Raw genomic sequence first — 24,759 nt, forward strand, 5'->3', positions numbered from 1 at the left:
AGAGCGGCGGATGTACCGGGTGCTGGTGGTCGACGACGAACCGCAGATCGTCAGGGCGCTGGTGATCAACCTGCGGGCGCGGTCCTACGAGGTGGACGCCGCCCACGACGGGGCGGCCGCGCTGCGGCTCGCGGCGGCCCGGCACCCCGACGTCGTGGTCCTGGACCTGGGGCTGCCCGACATGGACGGTGTCGAGGTGATCCGGGGCCTGCGCGGCTGGACCCGGGTGCCGATCATCGTGCTGTCGGCCCGGCACGCCTCCGACGAGAAGGTCGAGGCGCTGGACGCCGGGGCCGACGACTACGTCACCAAGCCCTTCGGCATGGACGAGCTGCTGGCCCGGCTGCGCGCCGCGGTCCGCCGCGCCGCGCCCACCGCGCCCGACGAGGGCGCCTCGGCCGTGGAGACCGACAGCTTCACCGTCGATCTCGCCGCGCGCAAGGTGCACCGCGACGGCGCCGACGTCCGCCTCACCCCCACCGAGTGGCACCTGCTGGAGGTGCTGGTGCGCAACCCCGGCCGGCTGGTCTCGCAGAAGCAGCTGCTGCAGGAGGTCTGGGGCCCCGCCTACGGCACGGAGAGCAACTACCTGCGGGTCTACATGGCGCAGCTGCGCCGCAAGCTGGAGGCCGACCCGGCCAGGCCGCGGCACTTCATCACCGAACCCGGCATGGGTTACCGCTTCGAGGCGTGAGGTCCGGCCGGTACGCTGGAACGCATGAGTGGTGCCATCCGTGACGAGCGACCCGCGGGCCGCTTCCGTCGTATGCTCGGCCGGCTGTCGACCTCGCAGGAGGAACTGCACTCCGAGGAGCTCCAGGAGGAGTCCCGGGCGGTGGGCTGTACGCGGATCAAGGACTGCTCCGACCGCCAGATAGTGTCCGTCACGGGTACGCTGCGTACGGTCACTCTCCGTCCTCGGGCGGGCGTGCCCGCACTGGAGGCGGAGCTGTTCGACGGATCCGCCGCGCTGGACGTGGTCTGGCTCGGCCGCCGCAGCATCACCGGGATCGAACCCGGCCGCCGGATCATCGCCTCCGGCCGGATCTCCATGAACCATGGCCGTCCGGTGCTCTTCAACCCGAAGTACGAACTGCGTCCGGTCGGACAGGAGTAGCCGGTGGCGTCGATCGACAACACGGACCACGAGAACCACGAGACCACCCGCCCCGCGGGCGCCGCACCCGACGGCGACAGCGCCGACGTGCGGGCCGCGACCGAGGCGGCCCTGCTGGAGGCGTTCGGCGGGGTGCTGGGCATGGTGGAGACCACCGTCCCGGGCCTGGTCTTCGTGGTGATCTACACGGTCAACCACAGCATCGCGCCGTCCGCGTTCGCCGCGCTATCGCTGTCGCTGGTGCTGGCCGTCGTGCGGCTGGCCCGCAAGGACACCCTCAAGCACGCCTTCGGCGGCGTCTTCGGCATCGGCTTCGGCGTGCTCTTCGCGATGATGTCGGGCAACGCGAAGAACTTCTACCTGCCCGGCATGCTCTACACCCTGGGCCTCGGCATCGCCTACGTCGTCTCCTCGCTGGCCCGCTTTCCGCTGCTGGGACTGATCCTCGGCCCGGTCTTCCGGGAGAACCTGTCGTGGCGCACCCGCAACCCCGGCCGCCTGGTGGCGTACACCAAGGCCAGCTGGGCGTGGGGCCTGATCCTGCTGGGCAAGTCGGCGATCCTCTTCCCGCTCTACTTTTGGGGTGACGCCACACAGCTGGGCTGGGTCAAGGTCGCGCTCGGCATCCCGCCCTTCCTGCTGTCGGTCTACCTGACCTGGATCTTCCTGGTGAAGGCGCCGCCGCCGATCGACGTGATCGCGGAGATGGAGGCCGCCGAGGAGGAGCGCAAGGCCGAGAAGGAGCGCGCCGAGTCGGCGGAGGCCGAGGAACAGCCGGTCAAGTAGCCGCGGACGGCCCGCGTACGTACGGCGGTGGCCCGGACCCCCTTCGGGAGGGGTCCGGGCCACCGCCGTGTCACGCGGTCGTGCACGCCGCTCAGCCGCCGCTGCGGTCCTGCACCGACAGCAGGTCCTCCAGCTGCTCCTCGCGGTGCGGGGCGGCCACGAACAGCAGCTCGTCGCCCGCCTCCAGCGCGTCGTCCTTGGACGGCGTCAGCACCCGGTTGCCGCGGATGATGGTGACCAGCGAGGTGTCCTGCGGCCACTCCACGTCGCCGACCCGGGTGCCGACGAGCGCGGCCTCCTCGGGCAGCGTCAGCTCCACCAGGTTGGCGTCGCCCTGGCTGAAGCGCAGCAGCCGGACCAGGTCGCCGACGCTCACCGCCTCCTCGACCAGCGCGGACATCAGCCGCGGGGTGGACACGGCGACGTCCACGCCCCAGGACTCGTTGAAGAGCCACTCGTTCTTCGGGTTGTTCACCCGGGCGACGACCCGCGGCACGCCGTACTCGGTCTTGGCGAGCAGCGACACCACCAGGTTGACCTTGTCGTCGCCGGTCGCGGCGATCACCACGTTGCAGCGCTGCAGCGCGGCCTCGTCGAGCGAGGTGATCTCGCACGCGTCGGCCAGCAGCCACTCGGCCTGCGGGACCCGCTCCACGGAGATCGAGGTGGGGTTCTTGTCGACGAGCAGCACCTCGTGCCCGTTCTCCAGCAGCTCCGCCGCGATGGACCGGCCGACCGCGCCGGCGCCGGCAATGGCCACCCTCATGAGTGGTCCTCCTCGGGTCCCTTGGCGAAGGCCGCCTCGACGGCCGCGACCTCGTCGGTGCGCAGCATCACATGCACCAGGTCGCCTTCCTGCAGCACGGTCTGCGCGCCGGGCAGCATCGCCTCGCCGAGCCGGGTGATGAACGCCACCCGGGCGCCGGTCTCCTCCTGGAGCAGGCTGATCTTGTGGCCGATCCAGGCCGCGGACGTGTGCACCTCCGCGAGCTGCACCCCGCCGCTGGGGTCGCGCCACAGCGGCTCCGCGCCGGACGGCAGCAGCCTGCGCAGCATCTGGTCGGCCGTCCACCGCACGGTGGCCACCGTCGGGATCCCCAGCCGCTGGTAGACCTCGGCCCGCCGGGGGTCGTAGATCCGTGCCACGACGTTCTCGATCCCGAACATCTCGCGCGCCACCCGGGCCGCGATGATGTTGGAGTTGTCACCGCTGCTGACCGCCGCGAAGGCTCCCGCCTCCTCGATCCCGGCCTCGCGCAGCGTGTCCTGGTCGAACCCCACCCCGGTCACCCGGCGCCCGCCGAACCCGGACCCGAGACGGCGGAACGCCGTGGGGTCCTGGTCGATCACCGCGACCGTGTGACCTTGCTGTTCGAGGGAGTGCGCGAGGGTGGACCCCACCCGCCCGCACCCCATAATCACGACGTGCACGACCGTCCTTCCGGCTGCCAACGTTTTCGCCTGAGACGGCCCGCGACCGATCTGGTCGTCAGGGCCCTCGTCCAGCGTCTCAGACCGCGGCCAAAGCTACACACGCGCCCGGCGCCGCAGAAGGTTGCGTCCCGGCGGGCGCCGGGCGCGGGCGGCGCACGCCGGGCACACAAGATCGTCACAGTCCGAGTCCGACCGGGGGGACCCGCACGTATTGACGATCCCTTAACATCGCGGGGTGTCCAAACTGACCGACCTGCCGAAGCGGATCCTCATCGGCCGGGCGCTCCGCAGCGACAGACTGGGTGAGACGCTGCTGCCCAAGCGGCTGGCGCTCCCGGTCTTCGCATCCGACTCGCTGTCGTCGGTGGCGTACGCGCCGGGCGAGGTGCTGCTCGTCCTGTCCATCGCCGGCGGGGCGGCCTACCACTACAGCCCGTGGATCGTCGTCGCGGTCGCCGTGGTGATGTTCACCGTCGTCGCGTCGTACCGGCAGAACGTGCACGCCTACCCCTCCGGCGGCGGCGACTACGAGGTCGCCACCACCAACCTGGGCGCCAGGGCGGGCCTGACCGTCGCCAGCGCGCTGATGGTGGACTACGTCCTCACCGTCGCGGTGTCGATCGCCTCCGGCATCGAGAACCTCGGCTCCGCGGTGCCGTTCTTCGTCACGCACAAGGTGCTGGGCGCGGTCGCCATGATCATCGTGCTGATGCTGATGAACCTGCGCGGGGTGCGCGAGTCCGGCACGATCTTCGCGATCCCGACGTACGCCTTCGTCTTCGGGGTCTTCTGCATGATCGCCTGGGGCGTGCTGAGGATCGCCACCGGACACGACATGCGCGCGCCCACGGCGCATCTGACCATCCACGCCGAGTCCTCCGGAATCGGCGGCTTCGCCCTGGTCTTCCTGCTGCTGCGCGCCTTCTCCTCCGGCTGCGCCGCGCTCACCGGCGTCGAGGCCATCAGCAACGGCGTCCCGGCCTTCCGCAAGCCCAAGTCGAAGAACGCCGCGACCACGCTCGCGCTCATCGGCCTGCTGGCCGTCACCATGCTGCTCGGCATCATCGCGCTCGCGGTGAACACCAAGGTCCGGATGGCCGAGAACCCCGCCTCCGACCTGCTCGACCACGGCAAGCCGGTCGGCTCCGGCTTCACCCAGGATCCGGTCATCGCCCAGGTCGCCGAGGCGGTCTTCGGACACAACTCGGTGCCGTTCATCTTCCTGGCCGCCGCCACCGCCCTGGTGCTCTTCCTCGCCGCCAACACCGCCTACAACGGCTTCCCGGTGCTCGGCTCGATCCTCGCCCAGGACCGCTACCTGCCCCGCCAGCTGCACACCCGCGGCGACCGGCTGGCCTTCTCCAACGGCATCGTGCTGCTCGCCGCCTTCGCCATCATCCTGGTCGTGGTCTACGGAGCCGACTCCACCCGGCTCATCCAGCTCTACATCGTCGGCGTCTTCGTCTCCTTCACCCTCAGCCAGACCGGCATGGTCCGGCACTGGAACCGCCTGCTGCGCACCGAGACCGACCAGGCCAAGCGCCGCCACATGGTCCGCTCCCGGGCCATCAACACCTTCGGCGGCTTCCTCACCGGCCTGGTGCTCGTCATCGTGCTGCTGACGAAGTTCACCCACGGCGCCTGGGTCGCCGTCCTCGGCATGTGCGTGTTCTACGCCACGATGACCGCGATCCGCCGCCACTACACCCGGGTCTCCGACGAGATCGCCGCCGACGAGGAACCGGGCGACGACTACGTCCGCCCGTCGCGCGTCCACTCCATCGTGCTGGTCTCCAAGGTCCACAAGCCCACGCTGCGCGCCCTGTCGTACGCCAAGCTGGTCCGCTCCGACACGCTGGAGGCGCTCAGCGTCAACGTCGACCCCGACGACACCAAGGCACTCCAGGCCGAATGGCAGCGGCGCGGCATCGACGTCCCCCTCAAGGTCCTCGACTCGCCCTACCGCGAGATCACCCGGCCGATCATCGACTACGTCAAGGGCCTGCGCCGCAACAGCCCGCGCGACGTGGTGGCCATCTACATCCCCGAGTACGTCGTCGGCCACTGGTACGAGCACCTGCTGCACAACCAGAGCGCCCTGCGGCTCAAGGGACGGCTGCTCTTCACCTCGGGCGTGATGGTCACCTCGGTGCCCTACCAGCTGGAATCCTCCGAGGTGGCCCGCGTCCGGGCCCGCCGCCGGGCCGACTGGAACGCACCCGGCTCGATCCGCCGCGGCCCCGTCGGCTCCCCGCAGAGCCGGTCCGACCAGCCACGCGAGCACTGAGCCGCGCGCGGGCGGCGGCGGGGGCCGCGGGCCCGTAGAGTGGACTGCCGCGCGCCCGCGGCGCCGCTCCGCCGTTTCCGGACGGCCCCGGCACCGCACGCACGCCCTGTCCCGGCGCACCCCCGCGCCCCCCCGCATCCCCGCACCCCGCCCCGCACTCGCACTCGCCAGGAGCACCACCGCCATGCAGACCGAGCCCGCCCCGTCACTGGTCGGCCAGGAGTACGAGGTAGAGATCGGGCCGGTCGCCCACGGCGGCCACTGCCTCGCCCGCAACGAGGCCGGGCAGGTGCTCTTCGTCCGGCACGCGCTGCCCGGCGAGCGGGTCGTGGCCCGTGTCACCGAGGGCGAAGAGGGCGCCCGCTACCTGCGGGCCGACGCCGTACGCGTCCTGACCGCGTCCAAGGACCGGGTCGAGGCCCCCTGCCCCTTCGCCGGACCCGGCCGCTGCGGCGGCTGCGACTGGCAGCACGCCGCCCCGGGCGCGCAGCGCCGCCTCAAGGCCGCCGTCCTGACCGAGCAGCTCGCCCGCCTCGCCGGTCTCACCCCCGAGGAGGCCGGCTGGGACGGCACGGTGGAGCCCGCGCCCGGCGACAAGGTCGCCAAGGGCGAGGTGCCCGCGTGGCGCACCCGGGTGCAGTACGCGGTGGACGCCGAGGGCCGGGCGGGCCTGCGCCGGCACCGCTCGCACGACGTCGAGGTCGTCGACCACTGCATGATCGCCGCGCCCGAGGTCTCCGAGCTGGGCGTCGAGGCCCGGACCTGGCCGCAGATGGCCGCCGTCGAGGCGATCGCGGCGACCGGCTCCAGCGACCGCCAGGTCGTGCTGACCCCGCGCCCCGGCGGGCGGCTGCCCATCGTCGAGCTCGACCGCCCCGTCTCCGTCCTGCGCATCGGTGAGCGCGACCACGCCGTCCACCGGGTGCACGGCCGCGACTTCGTGCGCGAGCGCGCGGCGGGCCGCACCTGGCGGGTCGGCGACGGCGGCTTCTGGCAGGTCCACCCCAAGGCGGCCGACCTGCTGGTCGAGGCCGTCATGCAGGGCCTGATGCCCCGCAAGGGCGACATGGCCCTCGACCTCTTCTGCGGCGTCGGCCTGTTCGCCGGAGCGCTGGCCGAACGCGTCGGCGAGACCGGCGCCGTGCTCGGCATCGAGTCCGGCAAGCGCGCGGTCCAGGACGCCCGCCACAACCTCCAGGACCTCCCGCGGGTCCGCATCGAGCAGGGCAAGGTCGATCACGTCCTGCCCCGCACCGGCATCACCGAGGCCGACCTCGTCGTCCTCGACCCCCCGCGCACCGGCGCCCGCCGCCCCACCGTCCAGCACCTCACCACCCTCGCCCCCCGCCGTATCGCCTACGTCGCCTGCGACCCCGCCGCCCTCGCCCGCGACCTCGCCTACTTCGCCGAGGGCGGCTACCACCCGGTCCGCCTGCGCGCCTTCGACCTCTTCCCGATGACGCACCACATGGAGTGCGTGGCGATCCTGGAACCGGCGAAGTAGGGGCCGCCGCCGACGCCTGGCCGCTTTGATACCAGCCCGGTATCATCGGGGTATGGCGATGACCCTCCGGCTCCCCGACGACCTCGACGCGCAGCTCACCGAGCGTGCCCGCCGGGAGGGGCGCAGCAAGCAGGAGCTTGCCATCGAGGCCATCCGGGACGCCCAGAACCGGGCCGAACTGAAGGTCGACGACGTCCTGGCCGAGCTCATGGACAGCGATGCGGAGATCCTGGACTACCTGAAGTGACCGATGTGCGGTACGTCCAGATCGACGAGATCCTGGCCGTCGCCCGCGCGGTCAACGGCACCGACCACAGCGTGCGGGACATGGGCCTGCTGGTCTCGGCGATCGAACGGCCCCGGACCGACGTGTTCGGGGTCGAGGTCTATCCCGCACTGCACGAGAAGGCGGCGGCGCTGCTGCACTCGGTCGCCCGCAACCACGCGCTGATCGACGGCAACAAGCGCACCGCCTGGCTCGCCATGCGCCTCTTCCTGCGGTTCAACGGCGTCGCCGCCGGTACGCCCCCGCCTCCGGTCTCCGTGGCGGGCCCGTTCGTCGAGGACGTCGCGCAGGACCTCGTCGACGTACCGGTCATCGCCAAGCGTCTGGCGGAGTGGTTCCCCGTCGCCTGAGTGCCGGTCGCTCCACGGCCGACGGGCCGATCCGTCGCGTGGTCCGCCGCTCCTGTCCGGCCGGGAGGCGGCGCCGGGTGCGGGTCGGTCTCAGCCGCCGGTGAGTTCGAGCAGCTTGGTGACCGTGTTCCAGTTGCGGGAGGTGGCCGCGAGGCCGAGGCCGCGGTCGGTGAGGCGGGCGGCGAGCTTGGAGTCGCGGATCGAGTCGGGGAAGTGGGCGTAGATCTCCCGTTCACCCGCGCGCAGTTCGTCGGGGGCGTAGGCCGCGAGGTCCAGCGCGGCGATGCGGTCGGGCGGGACGGGGCCGGAGAGGAAGACGACCAGGAAGCGCGAGCCGTTGACGCCGGTCATGTCGAAGGGGTTGGCCGCGACGACGCGCGCGAGATCCGCGGCCGTGCGCACCATGCAGGTGATGTCCAGGCCCAGTTCGTCGGCGAGCGCCTGCCGCAGCGCGGCCTCCAGGCGGCCCGGGTCGCACTCCTCGTGGGTGAAGACCGCGTTGCCGCTCTGCAGGAGCGTACGGACGTCCGTGCCGCCGAGGGCGGCCAGCAGCTCGCGCAGCGTCTGCATCGGGACCTTCGCCTTGCCCCCGACGTTGATCCCGCGCAGCAGCGCGACATATCTGGTGGTGGTCACGTCCGACACGGTAGCCGCCGGGTACGACAACGCTCCGTCGTCGGCGGCTGGGCGGGCCGGACGGCTCGGGCGCGTGCGGGATCGGCGCGCGCGACCGGCGTGCGGGGCCGGCGGGGGAGGGCGTGCGGAGGGGCGTACCGGGGTGGGCGCGCGGGGCGGCGACGGAGCGCATAAGGGCGCGTTCGTCGATGGAAACACGCGCGATGTCCCTCGTTCGGGTTACGCCGGGGACGGTGGAACGGTTCCGCACGCCTGGCGCTGGCTACCTTCGCCGCCATGAGCATCACTGCCCCCCGGCGTGCGGGCCACCTCCGCCCGGTCGTCACCGAACTGCGGCTGTCCGCCTTCAAATCGCACCGCGGGGCGACCTTCCGGCTCGGTCCCCTCACCCTGCTGAGCGGCGGCAGCGGCACGGGCAAGTCGAGCGCCCTCGAAGGGCTCACCGCGCTCGGCCGGCTCGCCTCCGGCGCGGAACTGGCCGAGGCCTTCGACACCGGTGTGCGCGGCGGCGCCGGCGCGTGCGTACCCCAGGGCCTCCCGGCGGACGCCGAGGGGCGGCGCGGCTTCCGCCTCGGATGCACCGTCAACGGCCCGATGGGTCCGGTCCGGCTGGACGTCGCCGTGCAGGCCGAGCCCACGCTGCGGATCGTCGGCGAACGGCTGATCGGCGCGGGCCGGACGCTGCTGACCACCGCGCTGCGCGATCCCTCCCGCCCCACGGTGCAGGCCGCGTGGCACACCGCGGGCGACGTTCCGGTGACGCGCGCGCCGCTGCCCGACAACGTCCTGGCCACGGCGCTGCTGCCGCTGCGCGTCTCGGGCCGCACCGACGGGCAGCGGCAGGTGCTCGCCGCCGCCGAGCAGCTGGTGGTGGCGCTGCGCGGCGTCTTCCCCGTCACCCCGCGGCCCGAGCTGATGCGCGCGCCCGTCGTGCCGGGGGACGGGCGGCTGCGCTCCGCGTGCGACAACCTGTCCGCCGTCCTCGCCCGGACCGAGGGCGAGTGCGTGACCCGGCACGCCGCGCTCGTCAACGCGGTGCGCGAGGTGTGCAGCCCGCCCGTGGAGGGGCTGACCGTGCTGCCCGCCTTCCTGCCGTCGCCGCGTGACGGCCTGGCGCCGCGGGACGCCGTGATCGCCGCCGTCGACCGCGGACCGCTCGGCGTGGTGCCGGTCGACCGGCTCGGCGACGGCGAACTCCGCTTCGTGGCGCTCGCGCTGGTGCTGCTCACCGGTCCGGGCGTGCTGGACGTCGACACCAGCACGGAACTGCTCCCGGCCGGTCAGGTGCTGACCGTGCTGGCCGACGGCCTCGACGTCGGGCTGGACCGCAGGCAGGTGCGCGAGCTGCTCCGGCTCGCCCGGGTGGCCGCCGCCCGCGGCCACATCCGCCTCATCGGCACGCTCCAGGACGCCGAATGCGCGGAAGGCGCCGCCGGGGTGACCCTCGCGCGACTGGGCGCCAAGCGGCGCGTTCCGGCTCAGGACGGGGGAGAGGCCGGTGCGGCGGAGGCGGGCGGCGCCGCCGGGGCGGCCGGTTCCGCGGATGCGGTCGGCTCCGCCGCGATCGGTGAGCCTGCGGTGCGGGAGGACGGGGAGGGGGAGGAGGGCGAGGAGCCGGACGCGGTGCTGGTGACGGGTGGCGACGGCGAGTGGAGCGGCGATCTCGTGCCGGGTGCCGACGGTGAGACGGGTGCCGACCGTGCGCCGGGTGCCGACCGCGAGGCGGGCGGCGGCTGCGCGACGGGTGGGGGAGGCGCGGAGGGCGGCGAGGCGGGCGGCGGGGCCGCCGGGGCGGCGGGCGCCCGAGGTGAGGGCGGCGGCCGGGATGAGGTAGACCGGACGGGGTGACCGGACAACACCCCCTGGACGTCGCGGGCTTGCAGCGCCGCCTCGTCGACTTCGCCGCGGCCCGCGACTGGCAGCCCTTCCACACCCCCAAGAACCTCGCCTCCGCGCTGAGTGTCGAGGCCGCCGAACTGCTGGAGATCTTCCAGTGGCTGACGCCCGAACAGGCGGCCGCGGTGATGGCGGACCCGGAGTCCGCGCACCGCGTGCGCGACGAGGTCGCCGACGTACTGGCGTATCTGCTGCAGTTCTGCGCGGTGCTGGACGTCGATGTGCTCGCCGCGCTGGACGCGAAGATCGACCGCAACGAGCAGCGCTTCCCGAAGGTGCCGCGGGGCGTGGCAGTCCCTCCGGCCGATCGGGACCGGGCGGCGGGCGACCCGCCACAGTCCGGCTGACCTGCGCCGATCCTCCGGAGAGATGTCCCTTTCGAAGTTATCCACAGGTGCGGAGATGGCCCTTTCGCTCCCTGTCGCCGATCTGTCACGCTGAGTGATGTCGGCAGGTGGTGAACGGGTCACCGCCCCGGTGGACGAGGGGGCAGGCGATGGATGCGGCACGGCTGGTGGCGGAGTCGGAGCAGGTGATGCGCGGTGCGCCGCGGCCCGAGGATGTCATCGAGGAGGCCTGGCAGGCGGGCGAGCTGGTCGAGGCGGTGTCGCGGCTGCTGTCCGCGGGGGACGCGGCCGCCGGGTCCGCGGGGGAGGAGACGGGGGCGGGGCGGGTGGTGCCACCGGTCGGGGCCGCCGGGGCCGGTCCGCCGCGCGCCGCCCGGCTGACGGCGGTGCGCGATCCGTCCGGGACGCTGCGGGCGCTGCGGGTGCTGCTCGGCGAGATCAACCAGGCCCTGGTGGTGCTGACGTGCGCGGTGGAGGACGAAGGCGCCTACTGGAGCTGCGTCGAGGCGCTGGACGCGGTGGACGAGGCGAGGGAGCGGGTACGGACGCTGGTCCGCGAGGGAGCGGGCGACGGCGGGGCGCGCGGTGGTGAGTCGTCATGTGGCGTTTGACGTGGTGGCGCGGGAAGAGTGCAGGATGGGGGAATGGACCTGCGCATCTTCACCGAGCCCCAGCAGGGGGCCGACTACGACACACTCCTCCGCGTCGCCAAAGCGACGGAAGACCTCGGCTTCGACGCCTTCTTCCGCTCGGACCACTACCTGACGATGGGCGGCGACGGGCTGCCCGGCCCGACGGACGCGTGGATCACGCTGGCGGGCCTGGCCCGGGAGACCAGCCGGATCAGGCTCGGCACGCTGATGACCGCGGGCACCTTCCGGCTGCCCGGCGTGCTGGCGATCCAGGTGGCGCAGGTCGACGCGATGTCGGGTGGCCGGATCGAGTTCGGGCTCGGCGCCGGCTGGTTCGAGGCGGAGCACAAGGCGTACGGCATCCCGTTCCCGAAGGAGAAGTTCGGCCGCCTGGAGGAGCAGCTGGCCGTGGTCACCGGGCTGTGGGCGACCCCGGTGGGCAAGACCTTCGACTTCGAGGGGAAGTTCTACCAGCTCGCCGACTCCCCCGCGCTGCCGAAGCCCGCGCAGACGAAGGTGCCGGTGCTGATCGGCGGGATGGGCGCCAAGCGCACCCCGGAGCTCGCGGCGGGCTACGCCGACGAGTTCAACGTGCCCTTCGCCTCGATCGCCGACACGGGCACGCAGTTCACCCGGGTACGGGAGGCGGTGCGGGCGGCGGGCCGCCCCGAGGAGAGCATGACGTACTCCAACGCGCTGGTGGTGTGCGTGGGGAAGGACGACGCGGAGGTGGCCCGGCGGGCGGCGGTGATCGGCCGCGAGGTCACCGAGCTGAAGGAGAACGGACTGGCCGGTTCCCCGGCGGAGGTGGTCGAGAAGATCGGCCGCTACGCGGAGCAGGGTGCCACCCGCTTCTACCTCCAGACGCTGGATCTGCACGACCTGGACCACCTGGAGCTGATCGCCTCCCAGGTCGCGCCGCAGCTGGGCTGAGACCGCGCGATGACCCCGCCGCCGCCCCTCCCGCCGTCCGCCCGGCCACCGGACCGTTCGCCGGTTCCTCCGTCGGAGCGCTCCCCGGACCGGTCCTCCGACCGCTCCCCGGAGCGTTCCGAGGACCGGTCACCGGCTCCCGGCGGCGGCCGGGGGTGGCGGCCGCCTCCGGGCCGGACGCTCGTGCTCGACGGCGGGCTGTCCAACCAGCTGGCCGACCAGGGCTGCGACCTGTCGGATCCGCTGTGGACGGCCCGGCTGCTGGCCGACGACCCCGGGCAGATCCGCGCCGCCCACACCGCCTACGTCCGGGCCGGTGCGGATGTGCTCATCACCTCGGGCTACCAGGCCAGTTACGAGGGCTTCGCCCGCCGCGGCATCGGCCGCCCGAAGGCGTCGGCGCTGCTGCGGCGCAGCGTCACGCTGGCCCGGGAAGCGGCGGCGGAGCGCCCGGGGATCGCGGTGGCCGCGTCGGTCGGGCCCTATGGCGCGGTACTGGCCGACGGCAGCGAATACCGCGGGCGGTACGGCAGGACGGTGCGGGAGCTGACCGCCTTCCACCGTCCGCGGATCGAGGCGGCGGCGGAGGCGGGGCCCGACGTGCTGGCGCTGGAGACGGTGCCGGACATCGACGAGGCCGAGGCGATGCTGCGGGCGGCGGCGCCGACCGGGCTGCCGGTGTGGCTGTCCTACACCGCCGAGGGCGGCAGGACGCGGGCGGGCCAGCCGCTCACCGAGGCCTTCGCGCTGGCGGCGGGGCGGGACGAGGTGGTGGCGGTGGGCGTCAACTGCTGCGCGCCGCAGGACGTCCTGGCCGCGGTCGAGCTCGCGGTCTCGGTCACCGGCAAACCGGCGGTGGCCTATCCGAACAGCGGCGAGCGATGGGACGCCGCCACCCGGCGCTGGACCGGCCCGCACACCCTCACCGCCGGTTCGGCCCTGGCATGGCAGGCGGCCGGTGCCCGGCTGATCGGCGGCTGCTGCCGGGTGGGCCCGACGACGATCGGGGCCCTGCGCGTCCGGCTGGACGGCGGACCGCGACCGTAAGGGCTCCCGGGTGCCCGGGGCTGGGCGCCGGGCACCCGTCTCCGGGCACCCGGGCTCGCGGGCTCGCGGGCTCGCGGGCTCCGGACTCCGGGCTCGCGGGCTCCGGGTCGGAAAAGGCCTCGTCACGGAGTCCGCGCCGGGCGGATACTCGGCGGGTGTTCCTGACGATCTCGACGAGCGGGACGTCCGCGGGTCCTGCGACGGACCTCGGCTACCTGCTCCACAAGCACCCCGGCAAGGCGCAGACCTTCGCCACCTCCTACGGCGACGCGCACGTCTTCTACCCCGAGGCGGACGCCGAGCGCTGCACCGCGGCGCTGCTGCTGGAGGTCGATCCGCCCGCGCTCGCCCGGCGCGGGCGAGGCAAGGGCCGCAGCGGTACGACGCCCGACGCGGCACTGGCGCAGTACGTGAACGACCGCCCGTACGCGGCCTCGTCGCTGCTGGCGGTGGCGCTGCGCACGGTGTTCGCGAGCGCGCTGCGCGGTGACTGCCGGGAGCTGCCCGAGCGGGCCGCGGCGCCGCTGCCGCTGCGGGTCGAGGTGCCGGCGCTGCCCGCGCGCGGCGGGCCCGCGCTGGTGGCCCGGCTGTTCGAGCCGCTGGGCTGGCAGGTGACCGCGGAGCAGGTGCCGCTGGACGCCGCCTTCCCCGAGTGGGGCGCGTCGCGTTACGTGCGGCTGGTGCTGGAGGGCGAGCTGCGGCTCGCCGACGCCCTGCGGCATCTGTACGTGCTGCTGCCGGTGCTGGACGACGCCAAGCACTACTGGGTGTCGGCCGACGAGGTGGACAAGCTGCTGCGGTTCGGCGAGGGCTGGCTGGCCGCGCACCCGGAGCAGCGGCTGATCACCCATCGGTACCTGTCCCGCCGCCGGTCGCTCACCAGGGAGGCCGACGAGCGGCTGGAGCTGGTGCGGCTCGCGGACGCCGACGACGTGGAGGTCGAGGAGATCGACAACGCCGTCGCGCCCGAGGAACTGGAGGAGCCGGAGGAAACGGAGGAGGCCGAGGGAGCCGCTGAGGACAAGGAACGCCCCGTACCCCTCGCGGTGCAGCGGCGGGAGGCGATCCTCGGCGCGCTGCGCACCGCCGGTGCCGCGCGGGTGCTGGACCTCGGCTGCGGCCAGGGCCAGCTGGTGGCGGCGCTGCTGAAGGACCCGCGCTTCACGGAGATCGTCGGCATGGACGTGTCGGTGCGGGCCCTGGAGATCGCGGCCCGCCGGCTGCGGCTGGACCGCATGGGCGAGCGGCAGTCGTCCCGGGTCACGCTGCTCCAGGGGTCGCTCGCCTACACCGACAAGCGGCTCAAGGGTTATGACGCGGCGGTGCTCAGCGAGGTCGTCGAGCACCTGGACCCGCCGCGGCTGCCCGCGCTCGAATACGCCGTCTTCGGCGCCGCCCGTCCCGGGACGGTCGTCGTGACGACGCCCAACGTCGAGTACAACGTGCGCTGGGAGACCCTGCCCGCGGGCCACCGCAGGCACCACGACCACCGCTTCGAGTGGACCAGGCGGGAGTTCCGCGACTGGGCGCGGGCGGTGGCCGGACGGCACGGCTACGCCGTGGACTTCCACGCCGTCGGCCCCGACGACCCCGAGGTGGGCCCGCCGACCCAGCTCGCCCTGTTCACCACGCACGAGACACACGCACCGCACGACGAGAAGAAGAAGAAGAAGGAGGAGGCGGCATGACCGGCACCGACGAGACCACCACCAGCGCCGCCCCCGCCGAGGGCCGCAGCCTGGCGGTCACCGACCTGTCCCTGGTGGTGCTGATCGGCGCCACCGGCTCCGGCAAGTCCACCTTCGCCGCACGGCACTTCAAGCCCACCGAGGTGATCTCCTCCGACTACTGCCGCGGCCTGGTCAGCGACGACGAGAACGACCAGAGCGCGACGTCCGACGCCTTCGACGTGCTGCACTACATCGCCGGCAAGCGGCTCGCCGCCGGCCGCCGCACGGTCGTGGACGCCACCAGCGTCCAGCCGGAGGCCCGCCGGCAGCTGGTGAACCTGGCGCGGGAGCACGACGTGCTGCCCGTCGCGATCGTCCTCGACGTCCCCGAGCGGGTGTGCGCCGACCGCAACGCCCAGCGCCCCGAACGGGCCACCCTGCCGCGGCACGTCATCCAGCGCCACCAGCGCGAGCTGCGCCGCTCGCTGCGCGGCCTGGAGCGGGAGGGCTTCCGCAAGGTCCACATCCTGCGCGGCACCGCGGAGATCGAGGCCGCCCGCGTGGTGACCGAGCCGCGCTACAACGACCTGCGGCATCTGACCGGCCCCTTCGACATCATCGGCGACATCCACGGATGCAGCGCCGAGCTGGAGGCGCTGCTGGCCCAGCTCGGCTACGACGACGGCCGTCACCCCGAGGGCCGCACCGCGGTCTTCGTCGGCGACCTCGTCGACCGCGGCCCGGACAGCCCCGGTGTGCTGCGCCGCGTCATGAGCATGGTCGAGGCCGGCACCGCGCTGTGTGTGCCCGGCAACCACGAGAACAAGCTCGGCCGTCACCTCAAGGGCCGCCAGGTCCAGCTCACCCACGGCCTGGCCGAGACGGTGGAGCAGTTCGCCGCCGAGGACGAGCGCGACCCGGACTTCCGGCGCCGTGTCGCCACCTTCATCGAGGGCCTGGTCAGCCACTACGTCCTGGACGGCGGCCGGCTGGTGGTCTGCCACGCCGGGCTGCCGGAGAAGTACCACGGCCGCACCTCCGGCCGGGTGCGCTCGCACGCCCTCTACGGCGACACGACCGGGGAGACCGACGAGTTCGGCCTGCCCGTCCGCTACCCGTGGGCGGAGGACTACCGGGGCAGGGCGGCGGTCGTCTACGGCCACACCCCGGTGCCCGCGGCCTCCTGGATCAACAACACCATCTGCCTCGACACCGGCGCCGTCTTCGGCGGCCGGCTCACCGCGCTGCGCTGGCCCGAGCGCGAGCTGGTGGACGTCCCCGCCGAGCGGGTCTGGTACGAGCCGGTCCGTCCGCTGCTCAGCGAGGCACCCGGCGGGCGGGAGGGCCGTCCGCTCGACCTCGGTGACGTCGCGGGCCGCCGGATCGTGGAGACCTCCCGTATGGGCCGGCTCGCGGTGCGTGAGCAGAACGCGGCGGCGGCGCTGGAGGTCATGAGCCGTTTCGCGGTCGACCCGCGGCTGCTGTGCCACCTGCCGCCGACCATGGCACCCTGCGCCACCTCCGCCGAGGAGGGCTTCCTCGAACACCCCGCGGAGGCCTTCGCCTACTACCGCGACGCCGGGGTGCGCGAGGTCGTGTGCGAGGAGAAGCACATGGGCTCGCGCGCGGTCGCCCTGGTGTGCCGCGACGAGGCGGCCGCCGCCGAGCGCTTCGGCACCGCCGCGGGCGTGACGGGGACACTGCACACCCGCACCGGACGCCCCTTCTTCGACGACGCGGCGGTCACCGAGGAGGTGCTCGCCCGGCTGCGCGCCGCCGCGGACGCCGCAGGCCTGTGGGAGGAGCTGGACACCGACTGGCTGCTGCTGGACGGCGAGCTGCTGCCCTGGTCGCTCAAGGCCTCCGGCCTGCTGCGCACCCAGTACGCCGCGGTCGGGGCCGCCGCGGGCGCCGCCTTCCCGCCGGCGCTCGCCGCGCTGGAGTCGGCGGCCGGCCGCGGCGCCGACGTGGCCGGGCTGCTCGCCCGGCAGCGCGAGAGAGCCGCGGACGCGCGGGCGTTCACCGACGCCTACCGCCGCTACTGCTGGACCACCGACGGCCTGGCGGGCGTGGAGTTCGCGCCCTTCCAGATCCTGGCCGCCCGCGGCCGCAGTCTGGCGGCCGAGCTGCCGCAGGACCGGCAGCTCGCGCTGCTCGACCGGCTGGTCGCCGGTGACGGCTCCGGGCTGCTGCGCACCACCCGGCGGCTGCTGGTCGACACCGCGGACGAGGCGTCCGTCGCCGCGGGCACCACCTGGTGGCTCGACCTCACGGCGGCGGGCGGCGAGGGCATGGTCGTCAAGCCGCTCGCGACCGGGCTGCGCGAGCCCGGCGGCGGCCTCGTCCAGCCGGGCCTGAAGTGCCGGGGCCGGGAGTACCTGCGGATCATCTACGGACCCGAGTACACCCGCCCCGACCACCTGGTCCGGCTCCGGCAGCGCGCGCTCGGCCACAAGCGGTCGCTCGCCCTGCGCGAGTACGCCCTCGGGCTGGAGGCCCTGGACCGTCTCGCGGGCGGCGAGCCGCTGTGGCGCGTCCACGAGCCGGTGTTCGCCGTGCTGGCCCTGGAGTCCGAGCCGGTCGACCCCCGGCTGTGACCCCGCGGGCCCGCACCCCGAGCGGTGCGGGCCCGTCCGGGCGCGGGCCGGGTACGTGATAAAGCCCATCCCGGGTGGGAAGGTCTGATCCCATGGGATTCCACGTCGACTCCGAGACCGGGCGGCTGCGCCGCGTCATCCTGCACCGCCCGGATCTGGAGCTGAAGCGCCTGACGCCCAGCAACAAGGACGCGCTGCTTTTCGACGACGTGCTGTGGGTGCGCCGCGCGCGGGCCGAGCACGACGGCTTCGCCGACGTGCTGCGCGACCGCGGCGTCGAGGTGCACCTCTTCGGCGACCTGCTGACCGAGGCCCTGGAGCGCCCCGCGGCCAAGGCGCTGGTCCTGGACCGGGTCTTCGACGAGAAGGAGTACGGCCCGCTTGCCACCGGGCACCTGCGGGCCGCCTTCGACGAGCTGAGCACCCCGGACCTGACCGAGGCCCTGGTCGGCGGGATGACCAAGCGGGAGTTCCTGGCCCGTTTCGCGGAGCCGGTCTCGGTCCGTTTCCACGCCCTGGAGCTGGACGACTTCCTGCTCTCCCCGCTGCCCAACCACATCTTCACCCGGGACACCTCGGCCTGGATCTACGACGGGGTCAGCATCAACGCGATGCGCTGGCCCGCCCGGCAGCGGGAGACCGTGCACTTCGAGGCGATCTACCGGCACCACCCGCTCTTCGCGGGCGGCCGCTTCCACGTCTGGTCCGAGGGGCAGAGCGCCTACCCCTCGACGATCGAGGGCGGCGACGTCCTGGTGCTGGGTTCGGGCGTGGTGCTCATCGGGATGAGCGAGCGCACCACCCCGCAGGCCGTGGAGATGCTGGCCCGCCGGATGTTCGCGGCCGGTTCGGCCCGCGCCATCGTGGCGCTCGACATGCCCAAGCGGCGCGCGTTCATGCACCTCGACACGGTGATGACGATGGTGGACGGCGACACCTTCACGCAGTACGCGGGTCTGGGGATGCTGCCGTCCTACACCATCGAGCCCGGTGGCGAGGAGGGCGAGCTGAAGGTCACCGACCATCCCCCGGAGCACATGCACCGGGCGATCGCGGCCGCGCTCGGCCTGGAGTCGGTCAAGGTGCTGACCGCGACGCAGGACGTGCACGCTGCCGAGCGCGAGCAGTGGGACGACGGCTGCAACGTGCTGGCGGTGGAGCCCGGTGTGGTGGTGGCCTACGAGCGCAACGCGACGACCAACACCTTCCTGCGCAAGCGCGGTATCGAGGTCATCGAGATCCCGGGCAGCGAGCTGGGCCGGGGCCGCGGCGGCCCGCGCTGCATGAGCTGCCCGATCGAGCGGGACCCGGTGTGAGCCGGTCCGCAGAAGGCGCAGCTACGAAAACGGTCCCGACCAGGCCGGATCCGCTCCGGACCGTGTGAGCGGTGCCCGAGCGGGGCATCGACCAGGTAGGGGTGCGGCAGCCCGAGGCCGCCCGGAAAAGGCACTGTATAAGCATGTCGGGTCTCGTATAGACTTCCATGGTTGCCGTGCACCACCGACCGAGGAGTCCCCGTCATGCCCGTCGATCTCAAGGGCCGCCCCTTCGTCAAGGAGCTGGACTACACGCCCGAGGAGTTCCTGGGCCTGGTGGAGCTGGCCGCCGAGCTCAAGGCGGCGAAGAAGGCCGGCACGGAGGAGCCGCGGTTGCGCGGTCGCAGCATCGCGCTGATCTTCGAGAAGACCTCGACGCGTACCCGCTGCTCCTTCGAGGTCGCCGCCGCCGACCAGGGCGCGGCCACGACGTACCTGGATCCGTCGGGCTCGCAGATAGGGCACAAGGAGTCGGTCAAGGACACCGCCCGGGTGCTCGGCCGGATGTTCGACGCGATCCAGTACCGGGGCGCCAGCCAGGCCGCCGTCGAGGAGCTGGCCGCGCACGCCGGGGTCCCCGTCTACAACGGCCTCACCGACGACTGGCACCCCACCCAGATGCTGGCCGACGTGCTCACCATGGCCGAGCACACCGGCGGGGTCGCGGGCCTGCGCGAGCGCGGCGTCGCCTTCGCCTACCTCGGCGACGCCCGGTTCAACATGGGCAACTCCTACCTGGTCACCGGCGCCCTGCTCGGCCTCGACGTGCGGATCGTCGCCCCGCGCGCGTACTGGCCGGCCGAGGACGTCGTCGCCGAGGCGCGCAAGCTCGCCGAGGCCTCCGGAGCGCAGATCACCCTCACCGAGGACATCGCGCAGGGCGTGCGGGACTGCGACTTCGTCGTCACCGACGTCTGGGTGTCGATGGGCGAGCCCAAGGAGGTCTGGGCGGAGCGGATCGCCGCCCTCGCGCCCTACGCGGTCACGATGGACGTGCTGCGCGCCACCGGCAAGCCGGATGTGAAGTTCCTGCACTGCCTGCCCGCCTTCCACGACCTCGGCACCGAGGTCGGCCGGCTGATCCACGACCAGTACGGGCTGAGCGAGCTGGAAGTCACCGACGAGGTCTTCGAGTCGGCGCACTCGGTCGTCTTCGACCAGGCGGAGAACCGCATGCACACCATCAAGGCGGTCATGGTCGCCACCCTGGCCTGACGCCCGCCCGGCCCGGGGCCCGGGAGCACGGCGGCGCCCCCGCGGCCGGGCCCGGTCCGGGGCCCGGCCGCGGGGGCGGCGGAGAACGGGGGTGTCAGACCCGGTCGGCGACGATCAGCAGGTACTGGAAGCTGCCGTTGCGGTACGCGTCGAGGAACGCGTCCTCGACCCCCGTCACCAGGTGCTCGGCGGTCTTGCGCAGCTCCCAGTACGGGATCGTGGCCGGCGTCAGGTCCTCCACGTGGACCGGGACGAGCCGGTGCCGGGCCATCGCGCGGAAGTACTCCGACCGCGGGTGGATGTCGCAGATGTAGTGCGCGTTGATCAGGGACACCTCGCGCGAGGCGCGGCCGTAGGTGTCGTTGTAGCAGCCGGTGATCACCACGTAGCGGCCGCCGCGGCGCAGCAGCCGGGAGTGTTCGGCGAAGAGCAGGTCGAGCTCGACGTACATGGTCGACTCGTTGTTCCACGAGGCCGCGTAGCCGCCGGTCTCGAAGCCGGTCTCCAGCATGTTGCGGTGGTGGTAGCGCACCTTGCCGTCGATGCCGCGGGCGCGCGCCTGCGCGTTGGCGAAGTCCGCCTGCTTGGTGGAGAGCGTCACGCCGTCGGCGTGGCAGCCGTAGCGCTGGTTCGCCACGACGCTGCCGCCGCCGCGCCCGCAGCCGGCGTCGAAGACCCGGTCGGCGGGGGAGAGCGGTCCGAGGTGTGACGCGAGGAGTTCCGCCTGGGCGTGCTCCAGGCGGTGCAGCTCGGCGGTCACCCGCTGCTGCCGCCGCGCCGCGTCCGGCTCGTCCACGACGGACCAGTCGACGTCCCCGACCCCGTAGTGGTGGTGGTAGAGGTCGTCGATCTTGCCGAGTTCGAGGTTGACCGGATTCTCCTCGGCGTTCCAGTAGTCCGCGACGCGGGACTGATACGTCGACTGGGCGGGCAGCGAGACGGTGGCGCCGGACTGGGGGATGGCCAACGGTGGCTCCTTGCGGTGCTGGTGAGAGTGCTCGTCGTCCGGCCGGGCCGGACCGAGCGGGTATCGGGTGGATATGGAGCGGGGACGCGTACCGGCAGGGATGCCGGCACGGAGGTCGCCCGCGGTGGACGCGTCGGCCGCGGTGCGGCGGTACGCGCTCACCAGTACTGGGGCAGGTGGTAGCGGTGGCTGTTGGTCGCGTGCCACTCGTGGTTGCCGGCCACCCAGTCGGAAAGGCCCTGGGCGTACCGGCCGACGAGCGGCGAGAGCAGCGACACCGCGGCGGCCTCCTCCTCGAAGGCGTCCATCACCTGGTTGTGGATCTCGATGCTGCGGAAGTAGGCGTGCTTGAGCCCGCGGCCCTCGTTGCGGGCCACCACCTGCGGCAGGTTGAGGTGGTCGGGATCGCTCTCCAGCTCCTTGGCGAAGGAGTAGAGGTCGTTGACGATCGTCGTCGCGTTGCAGGCCAGCGCCGTGATCCGCTGGATCTCCGGGCGCGCGTAGAGCGCCTCGGGCAGCTCGTAGCCGTCGACCGCGTCCACGATCGACAGGCACGGGCGGAAGTTGTTGAACTGCCGCATCACCACGTACTCCCACACCTGCGGGGCGTAGCGCGTCTCGGCCCAGGCCGCCTCGGCGAGATACCCCAGGTGCAGCCGGGCGATGTCGTGCACGAAGCGGTCGGTCTGGCTCGGCGTGGCGAAGCGCCCGAGGTCCTTCATCGCCCAGTGGTACGAGCGCAGCGGGCCGTCCGCCTGCATCCCGCGCCGCCAGTCGGCCTCCAGCTCCGGAGTGCCGTGGAAGGGGTCGATCGCCGACTGGGCCAGCAGCAGCGGTCCGCCCAGCCCGTGCCGGGAGGCGCCGCGGCCCTCGTCCTCCTCGCAGTAGCAGCTGTCGACCAGGTTCTCCGCGAGCAGCAGCTCACCGGCGACCGTCAGCCGGTCCAGGTCCAGGGCGTTCGGGTGCTGGAGCACCACCGCCCGGCCGAACTGGAAGCCCGCGAAGTCGCCGTTCCAGGAGGGCGGGAAGAGGTCGAGCTCGCGCGCCCACGCCTCCAGCCGCTCGTCGACGGCGGCCGCCTTCTGCGGGTCCGCGGGCGGGACGGGGCGGTGCCTGACGCCGGGGATCACCCCGCGGCGGCGCAGGCCGGCGGGCCGGAGAGCCGGCGGGCCGGGCAGCGGGCGCCGCGGTCCGGCGTTCGCGGGGGCGCTCATCGCGTACTCCACTCGGTCACTCGGCCGCGGGGCCGATCCGGGACTTCCCGCGGATGCCCGGTGGCCACCCGCGAGATCAAGTCAAGCAGCGGGTGGTGCCGCCGGGTATGGCGTGAAAGGGGGAGCTACGCGCAACTGGTGGTGTAAACATCCCAGTTGAGGCAGAGTGCTCCGGCGTACGCCTCCGCACGCCGGGGGTGCACGGGAACTTTCGCACCGCCTCCCGCGCCTCCCGCGCCCGGTTGTCCACCGGGCGGATGACGCTGCGATCGTGTGCTCGATACGATGGTTCCCAGTTCGTGTCGGGTTCGTGTCGGGTGGGGGTCGCTGTGGTTGCCGGTCGTGTGCTGCGTTTCGACAGTGCCCGGGGTTATGGGTTCATCGCCCCGGCGTTCGGCGGTGAGGACGTCTTCCTGCACGTGAACGATCTGCTGATCCCGGAGTCGTACCTCCGCTCCGGGCTCCAGGTCGAGTTCGACATCGAGGAGGGCGACCGGGGGCTGAAGGCCTCCTCCGTACGGCTCGCCGAGGGCGCCGAGCGCCCCCCGGCCGAGCCGCACGCGCCGGGCGTCTCCGGCCCGGTCGTCGACGGCGAGCCGATGTGCGACGTGCTCTCCCGCGAGGACTTCACCCGGGAGTTCACCGAGGCCCTCCTCGCGGCGGCCCCCTCCCTCACCGGCGAGCAGATCCTCCAGATCAGACGGCGCGCGGTGGACTTCGCCCGCGCCCACGGCTGGGTCGAGGACTGACCCTGCCGGGGCGCGGACGGCGCGGTGCGGTGCCGCGGGCCGTCAGATGTCGCGGAAGAGACGACGCGCTCATCGACAGGCTGCGGGCTCGCGCCTGGGATCCGGGCCTGCGGTTCGACAGGGCCGAAGTCCCGCTCGCGTGGATCGAGGAGCACTACGGCCAACGCGGACTTGAGCGGATCCAGGGCAGGGGTCGCCACCGACGACGGTGCCCGGGTCGCAGGCGTTGACCGCGGGCGAGCAGAAGGCCGTGACGGCCGGGGAGCGCAGCCTGCCACCGCCCGGGACGGTCGGGGCCGAGTATTTCGCCACGCGCTGGGTGCCGACCCATACCCACTGCGGGGTCGTCCTCGTTGGCGGTGGTGCCGGCGGCGTGCGTCTGGCCCCATGTGTCGGCCAGGATGCGCAGGGACTCGGCGATGTCGGCGTTGCCGTTGCCGTAGTAGTCGGTGATCAGCGGGTTGCCGGTGTCACCGTCGGCCGCGTGCCAGGAGGCCTGCGCGATGTTCGTCTCCTGTGCGACGACGCCGAGCAGCAGTTGCGCCGGGACCTTCATCCCGGTCGGCTCGGGGAACATCACCTGCGGGGTGTACGCGGGCCTGCCGTTGCTGAGGAAGTCCGCTGGGCGGGGCGGCCACGGTGTCGGCGGCCGGCTGGGGCACCGCAGGCCCGCCCGTTAAGGGTCCCGGCGTTCGCGGGGTGCGCAGGGCCGGGCCCCGCAGGGTGAACGGGGCCGAAAGCGGCCGGGTCCCTCAGCCCAGCCACCAGATGGACAGGCCGCCGAGGAGGGCGAGCAGGCAGAAGGCAAGGTTGGTGCGCCAGTAGGTGACCAGGACGGCGACGAACTCGCGGATCGTGGCGCTCGGCAGGAAGTAGCGCGAGGTGGGGCAACCCACGACCTGCCCCCTGACCCCCTCCCGCCGGGCGATCATCGCCGCCCGGAAGGTGTGGTAGTCGTTCGTCACGATGACGCACCGGTAACCGGGCTTGGCCCTCTCCATGATCGCCCTGCTGAACCTCAGGTTCTCCTCCGTGGTCGTCGAGCGGTCCTCGCGCTCGATGAGATCCCGCGGCACACCCCGGGCTTCGAGGTAGTCCGCCATGGTGTGCGACTCAGGCAGCTTCTCGTCCCTGCCCTGGCCGCCGGAGGTCAGCACGATCGGTCGCCTGCCGCGCCGCAGGAGGCGACCGTGCACCTCGCGGGCGCGCTCCAGCCGGCCCGCCAGCAGCGGCGTCACCTCACTGCCGTTGGCCAGGCCCGCCCCCAGCACCACGACGTAGTCGGCGCGGCGCCGCGGGCGCAGTCGGCTGTAGACGAAGGTGTAGGCGACGAAACAGAGGAAGAGGAAGGCGACGTAGCCGGCCAGCGCGAGGACCGTGCCCGTCACCACGGCAAGCACCCGGGACCGCACCACCAGCGTCACGGCGGTCAGGACGAGCAGGGCGGCCAGCGCGACACCCGACAGCAGCGACAGCGAGTTGGCCAGGCTGGGGCCCTCCTTGCGCACCATGACGACGCCGTTGGAGGTCAGGAAGCCCGACAGTGTCACTATGCCCAGGGCCACGAGCACGATCGCGGCGACGCCCGCGTCCCTGCCCAGCACCGGGTGGGTGACACGGAGCTCGTAGAGCATCGCGCCGGCGGCGAGGGCGGCCCCCAGCCCCAGGAGAACGGCGTTGCTGAAGCGGCGTCGCTCCTGGAGCACGCTCACACCGAACACGAGCAGGCACAGCATGGCGGGGACGAAGGACAGCATGCGCTCATCGTAAGCAGGG

At 73.0% G+C, this 24,759-nt stretch carries 23 protein-coding genes and 1 pseudogene; 17 read left to right on the forward strand and 7 right to left on the reverse strand.

Going from position 1 to position 24,759, the window contains the following annotated elements; translation table 11 throughout:
* Window positions 1–10 precede the first annotated feature (10 nt).
* The 3 genes from ACWERV_RS10295 to ACWERV_RS10305 are packed head-to-tail and all read left to right on the forward strand — an operon-like array spanning window position 11 to window position 1,903.
* Entirely contained in the window at window positions 11–694 is a 684-nt protein-coding gene (locus ACWERV_RS10295; RefSeq protein ID WP_031512911.1) for a response regulator, read from the forward strand.
* Window positions 695–718: 24 nt separating this feature from the next.
* On the forward strand, window positions 719–1,117 hold the full coding sequence (locus tag ACWERV_RS10300; protein WP_398178037.1) for an OB-fold nucleic acid binding domain-containing protein: 399 nt from the start codon (window positions 719–721) through the stop codon (window positions 1,115–1,117).
* 3 nt (window positions 1,118–1,120) lie between these two features.
* On the forward strand, window positions 1,121–1,903 hold the full coding sequence (locus ACWERV_RS10305; protein WP_452931133.1) for a DUF3159 domain-containing protein: 783 nt from the start codon (window positions 1,121–1,123) through the stop codon (window positions 1,901–1,903).
* Window positions 1,904–1,994: 91 nt separating this feature from the next.
* On the opposite strand, the gene ACWERV_RS10310 is transcribed toward ACWERV_RS10305, so the two are convergent.
* Window positions 1,995–2,669: a potassium channel family protein gene (locus ACWERV_RS10310; RefSeq protein WP_398178040.1), complete on the reverse strand. Its 675-nt coding sequence runs from the start codon at window positions 2,667–2,669 to the stop codon at window positions 1,995–1,997.
* A complete protein-coding gene (locus tag ACWERV_RS10315; RefSeq protein ID WP_398178043.1) occupies window positions 2,666–3,334 on the reverse strand; it encodes a potassium channel family protein in 669 nt (222 codons plus the stop codon). The genes ACWERV_RS10310 and ACWERV_RS10315 overlap by 4 nt, the downstream gene beginning before the upstream one ends.
* A 238-nt stretch (window positions 3,335–3,572) precedes the next feature.
* On the opposite strand from ACWERV_RS10315, the gene ACWERV_RS10320 reads away from it, so the two are divergent.
* The 4 genes from ACWERV_RS10320 (at window position 3,573) to ACWERV_RS10335 (ending at window position 7,764) form a co-directional block, all read left to right on the forward strand.
* Window positions 3,573–5,624, forward strand: coding sequence for an APC family permease (locus tag ACWERV_RS10320; RefSeq protein WP_452931135.1), 2,052 nt, complete (start codon window positions 3,573–3,575; stop codon window positions 5,622–5,624).
* Between the two features lie 184 nt (window positions 5,625–5,808).
* A complete protein-coding gene (locus ACWERV_RS10325) occupies window positions 5,809–7,128 on the forward strand; it encodes a class I SAM-dependent RNA methyltransferase (protein ID WP_398178050.1) in 1,320 nt (439 codons plus the stop codon).
* Window positions 7,129–7,180: 52 nt separating this feature from the next.
* Window positions 7,181–7,375 (forward strand): ribbon-helix-helix protein, CopG family, encoded by a 195-nt coding sequence (locus ACWERV_RS10330; protein ID WP_365978413.1) that lies wholly within the window; start codon window positions 7,181–7,183, stop codon window positions 7,373–7,375.
* A complete protein-coding gene (locus ACWERV_RS10335) occupies window positions 7,372–7,764 on the forward strand; it encodes a type II toxin-antitoxin system death-on-curing family toxin (protein WP_452931139.1) in 393 nt (130 codons plus the stop codon). Before ACWERV_RS10330 ends, ACWERV_RS10335 begins: the two co-directional genes overlap by 4 nt.
* Before the next feature lie 90 nt (window positions 7,765–7,854).
* Here ACWERV_RS10335 and ACWERV_RS10340 read toward each other — a convergent pair whose 3' ends face one another.
* A complete protein-coding gene (locus tag ACWERV_RS10340) occupies window positions 7,855–8,400 on the reverse strand; it encodes a DUF1697 domain-containing protein (RefSeq protein WP_452931141.1) in 546 nt (181 codons plus the stop codon).
* Between the two features lie 276 nt (window positions 8,401–8,676).
* Between ACWERV_RS10340 and ACWERV_RS10345 the strand changes: the two are divergent.
* The 9 genes and pseudogenes from ACWERV_RS10345 to argF all read left to right on the forward strand — a co-directional run.
* Window positions 8,677–9,867, forward strand: a pseudogene (locus ACWERV_RS10345) (ATP-binding protein); the annotation flags it as partial.
* 377 nt (window positions 9,868–10,244) lie between these two features.
* A complete protein-coding gene (locus tag ACWERV_RS10350) occupies window positions 10,245–10,643 on the forward strand; it encodes a nucleotide pyrophosphohydrolase (RefSeq protein ID WP_452931143.1) in 399 nt (132 codons plus the stop codon).
* 149 nt (window positions 10,644–10,792) lie between these two features.
* Window positions 10,793–11,254: a DUF6099 family protein gene (locus tag ACWERV_RS10355; protein ID WP_452931146.1), complete on the forward strand. Its 462-nt coding sequence runs from the start codon at window positions 10,793–10,795 to the stop codon at window positions 11,252–11,254.
* 33 nt (window positions 11,255–11,287) lie between these two features.
* Window positions 11,288–12,208: an LLM class F420-dependent oxidoreductase gene (locus tag ACWERV_RS10360; protein ID WP_452931149.1), complete on the forward strand. Its 921-nt coding sequence runs from the start codon at window positions 11,288–11,290 to the stop codon at window positions 12,206–12,208.
* A gap of 183 nt (window positions 12,209–12,391) precedes the next feature.
* Window positions 12,392–13,255: a homocysteine S-methyltransferase gene (gene mmuM, locus ACWERV_RS10365; RefSeq protein WP_452931152.1), complete on the forward strand. Its 864-nt coding sequence runs from the start codon at window positions 12,392–12,394 to the stop codon at window positions 13,253–13,255.
* Between the two features lie 155 nt (window positions 13,256–13,410).
* Window positions 13,411–14,943, forward strand: a complete 1,533-nt coding sequence (locus tag ACWERV_RS10370; protein WP_452931154.1) for a 3' terminal RNA ribose 2'-O-methyltransferase Hen1 — start codon at window positions 13,411–13,413, stop codon at window positions 14,941–14,943.
* Window positions 14,940–17,522, forward strand: a complete 2,583-nt coding sequence (locus ACWERV_RS10375; protein WP_452931157.1) for a polynucleotide kinase-phosphatase — start codon at window positions 14,940–14,942, stop codon at window positions 17,520–17,522. The genes ACWERV_RS10370 and ACWERV_RS10375 overlap by 4 nt, the downstream gene beginning before the upstream one ends.
* Before the next feature lie 92 nt (window positions 17,523–17,614).
* Window positions 17,615–18,838, forward strand: coding sequence for an arginine deiminase (locus tag ACWERV_RS10380; RefSeq protein WP_398178079.1), 1,224 nt, complete (start codon window positions 17,615–17,617; stop codon window positions 18,836–18,838).
* A gap of 204 nt (window positions 18,839–19,042) precedes the next feature.
* Window positions 19,043–20,053: an ornithine carbamoyltransferase gene (gene argF / locus ACWERV_RS10385; protein ID WP_452931158.1), complete on the forward strand. Its 1,011-nt coding sequence runs from the start codon at window positions 19,043–19,045 to the stop codon at window positions 20,051–20,053.
* Window positions 20,054–20,147: 94 nt separating this feature from the next.
* On the opposite strand, the gene ACWERV_RS10390 is transcribed toward argF, so the two are convergent.
* Window positions 20,148–21,020 carry a geranyl diphosphate 2-C-methyltransferase gene (locus ACWERV_RS10390; protein ID WP_398178084.1) on the reverse strand — a complete coding sequence of 291 codons (873 nt, stop codon included), beginning with the start codon at window positions 21,018–21,020 and terminating at the stop codon, window positions 20,148–20,150.
* 158 nt (window positions 21,021–21,178) lie between these two features.
* Entirely contained in the window at window positions 21,179–22,234 is a 1,056-nt protein-coding gene (locus ACWERV_RS10395) for a family 2 encapsulin nanocompartment cargo protein terpene cyclase (RefSeq protein ID WP_452931160.1), read from the reverse strand.
* A gap of 329 nt (window positions 22,235–22,563) precedes the next feature.
* On the opposite strand from ACWERV_RS10395, the gene ACWERV_RS10400 reads away from it, so the two are divergent.
* A complete protein-coding gene (locus ACWERV_RS10400) occupies window positions 22,564–22,983 on the forward strand; it encodes a cold-shock protein (protein ID WP_398178090.1) in 420 nt (139 codons plus the stop codon).
* A 154-nt stretch (window positions 22,984–23,137) separates the two neighbouring features.
* On the opposite strand, the gene ACWERV_RS10405 is transcribed toward ACWERV_RS10400, so the two are convergent.
* Window positions 23,138–23,563: a hypothetical protein gene (locus tag ACWERV_RS10405; protein ID WP_452931164.1), complete on the reverse strand. Its 426-nt coding sequence runs from the start codon at window positions 23,561–23,563 to the stop codon at window positions 23,138–23,140.
* A gap of 172 nt (window positions 23,564–23,735) precedes the next feature.
* The gene (locus ACWERV_RS10410; RefSeq protein WP_452931166.1) at window positions 23,736–24,740 is read right to left on the reverse strand and encodes a YdcF family protein; all 1,005 of its coding nucleotides are present in this window, start codon (window positions 24,738–24,740) and stop codon (window positions 23,736–23,738) included.
* Between the last annotated feature and the right edge of the window lie 19 nt (window positions 24,741–24,759).

It is taken from the genome of Streptomyces sp. NPDC004031 (genome assembly GCF_053604375.1).

What these genes read in the sequence shown, in the direction of transcription:
- ACWERV_RS10375 (WP_452931157.1), top strand. Translation starts at nt 14,940, where the DNA reads ATGACCGGCACCGACGAGACCACCACCAGCGCCGCCCCCGCCGAGGGC.
- ACWERV_RS10395 (WP_452931160.1), bottom strand. Translation starts at nt 22,234, where the DNA reads ATGAGCGCCCCCGCGAACGCCGGACCGCGGCGCCCGCTGCCCGGCCCG.
- ACWERV_RS10295 (WP_031512911.1), top strand. Translation starts at nt 11, where the DNA reads ATGTACCGGGTGCTGGTGGTCGACGACGAACCGCAGATCGTCAGGGCG.
- ACWERV_RS10360 (WP_452931149.1), top strand. Translation starts at nt 11,288, where the DNA reads ATGGACCTGCGCATCTTCACCGAGCCCCAGCAGGGGGCCGACTACGAC.
- ACWERV_RS10330 (WP_365978413.1), top strand. Translation starts at nt 7,181, where the DNA reads ATGGCGATGACCCTCCGGCTCCCCGACGACCTCGACGCGCAGCTCACC.
- ACWERV_RS10300 (WP_398178037.1), top strand. Translation starts at nt 719, where the DNA reads ATGAGTGGTGCCATCCGTGACGAGCGACCCGCGGGCCGCTTCCGTCGT.
- ACWERV_RS10380 (WP_398178079.1), top strand. Translation starts at nt 17,615, where the DNA reads ATGGGATTCCACGTCGACTCCGAGACCGGGCGGCTGCGCCGCGTCATC.
- argF (WP_452931158.1), top strand. Translation starts at nt 19,043, where the DNA reads ATGCCCGTCGATCTCAAGGGCCGCCCCTTCGTCAAGGAGCTGGACTAC.
- ACWERV_RS10410 (WP_452931166.1), bottom strand. Translation starts at nt 24,740, where the DNA reads ATGCTGTCCTTCGTCCCCGCCATGCTGTGCCTGCTCGTGTTCGGTGTG.
- ACWERV_RS10325 (WP_398178050.1), top strand. Translation starts at nt 5,809, where the DNA reads ATGCAGACCGAGCCCGCCCCGTCACTGGTCGGCCAGGAGTACGAGGTA.
- ACWERV_RS10310 (WP_398178040.1), bottom strand. Translation starts at nt 2,669, where the DNA reads ATGAGGGTGGCCATTGCCGGCGCCGGCGCGGTCGGCCGGTCCATCGCG.
- ACWERV_RS10355 (WP_452931146.1), top strand. Translation starts at nt 10,793, where the DNA reads ATGGATGCGGCACGGCTGGTGGCGGAGTCGGAGCAGGTGATGCGCGGT.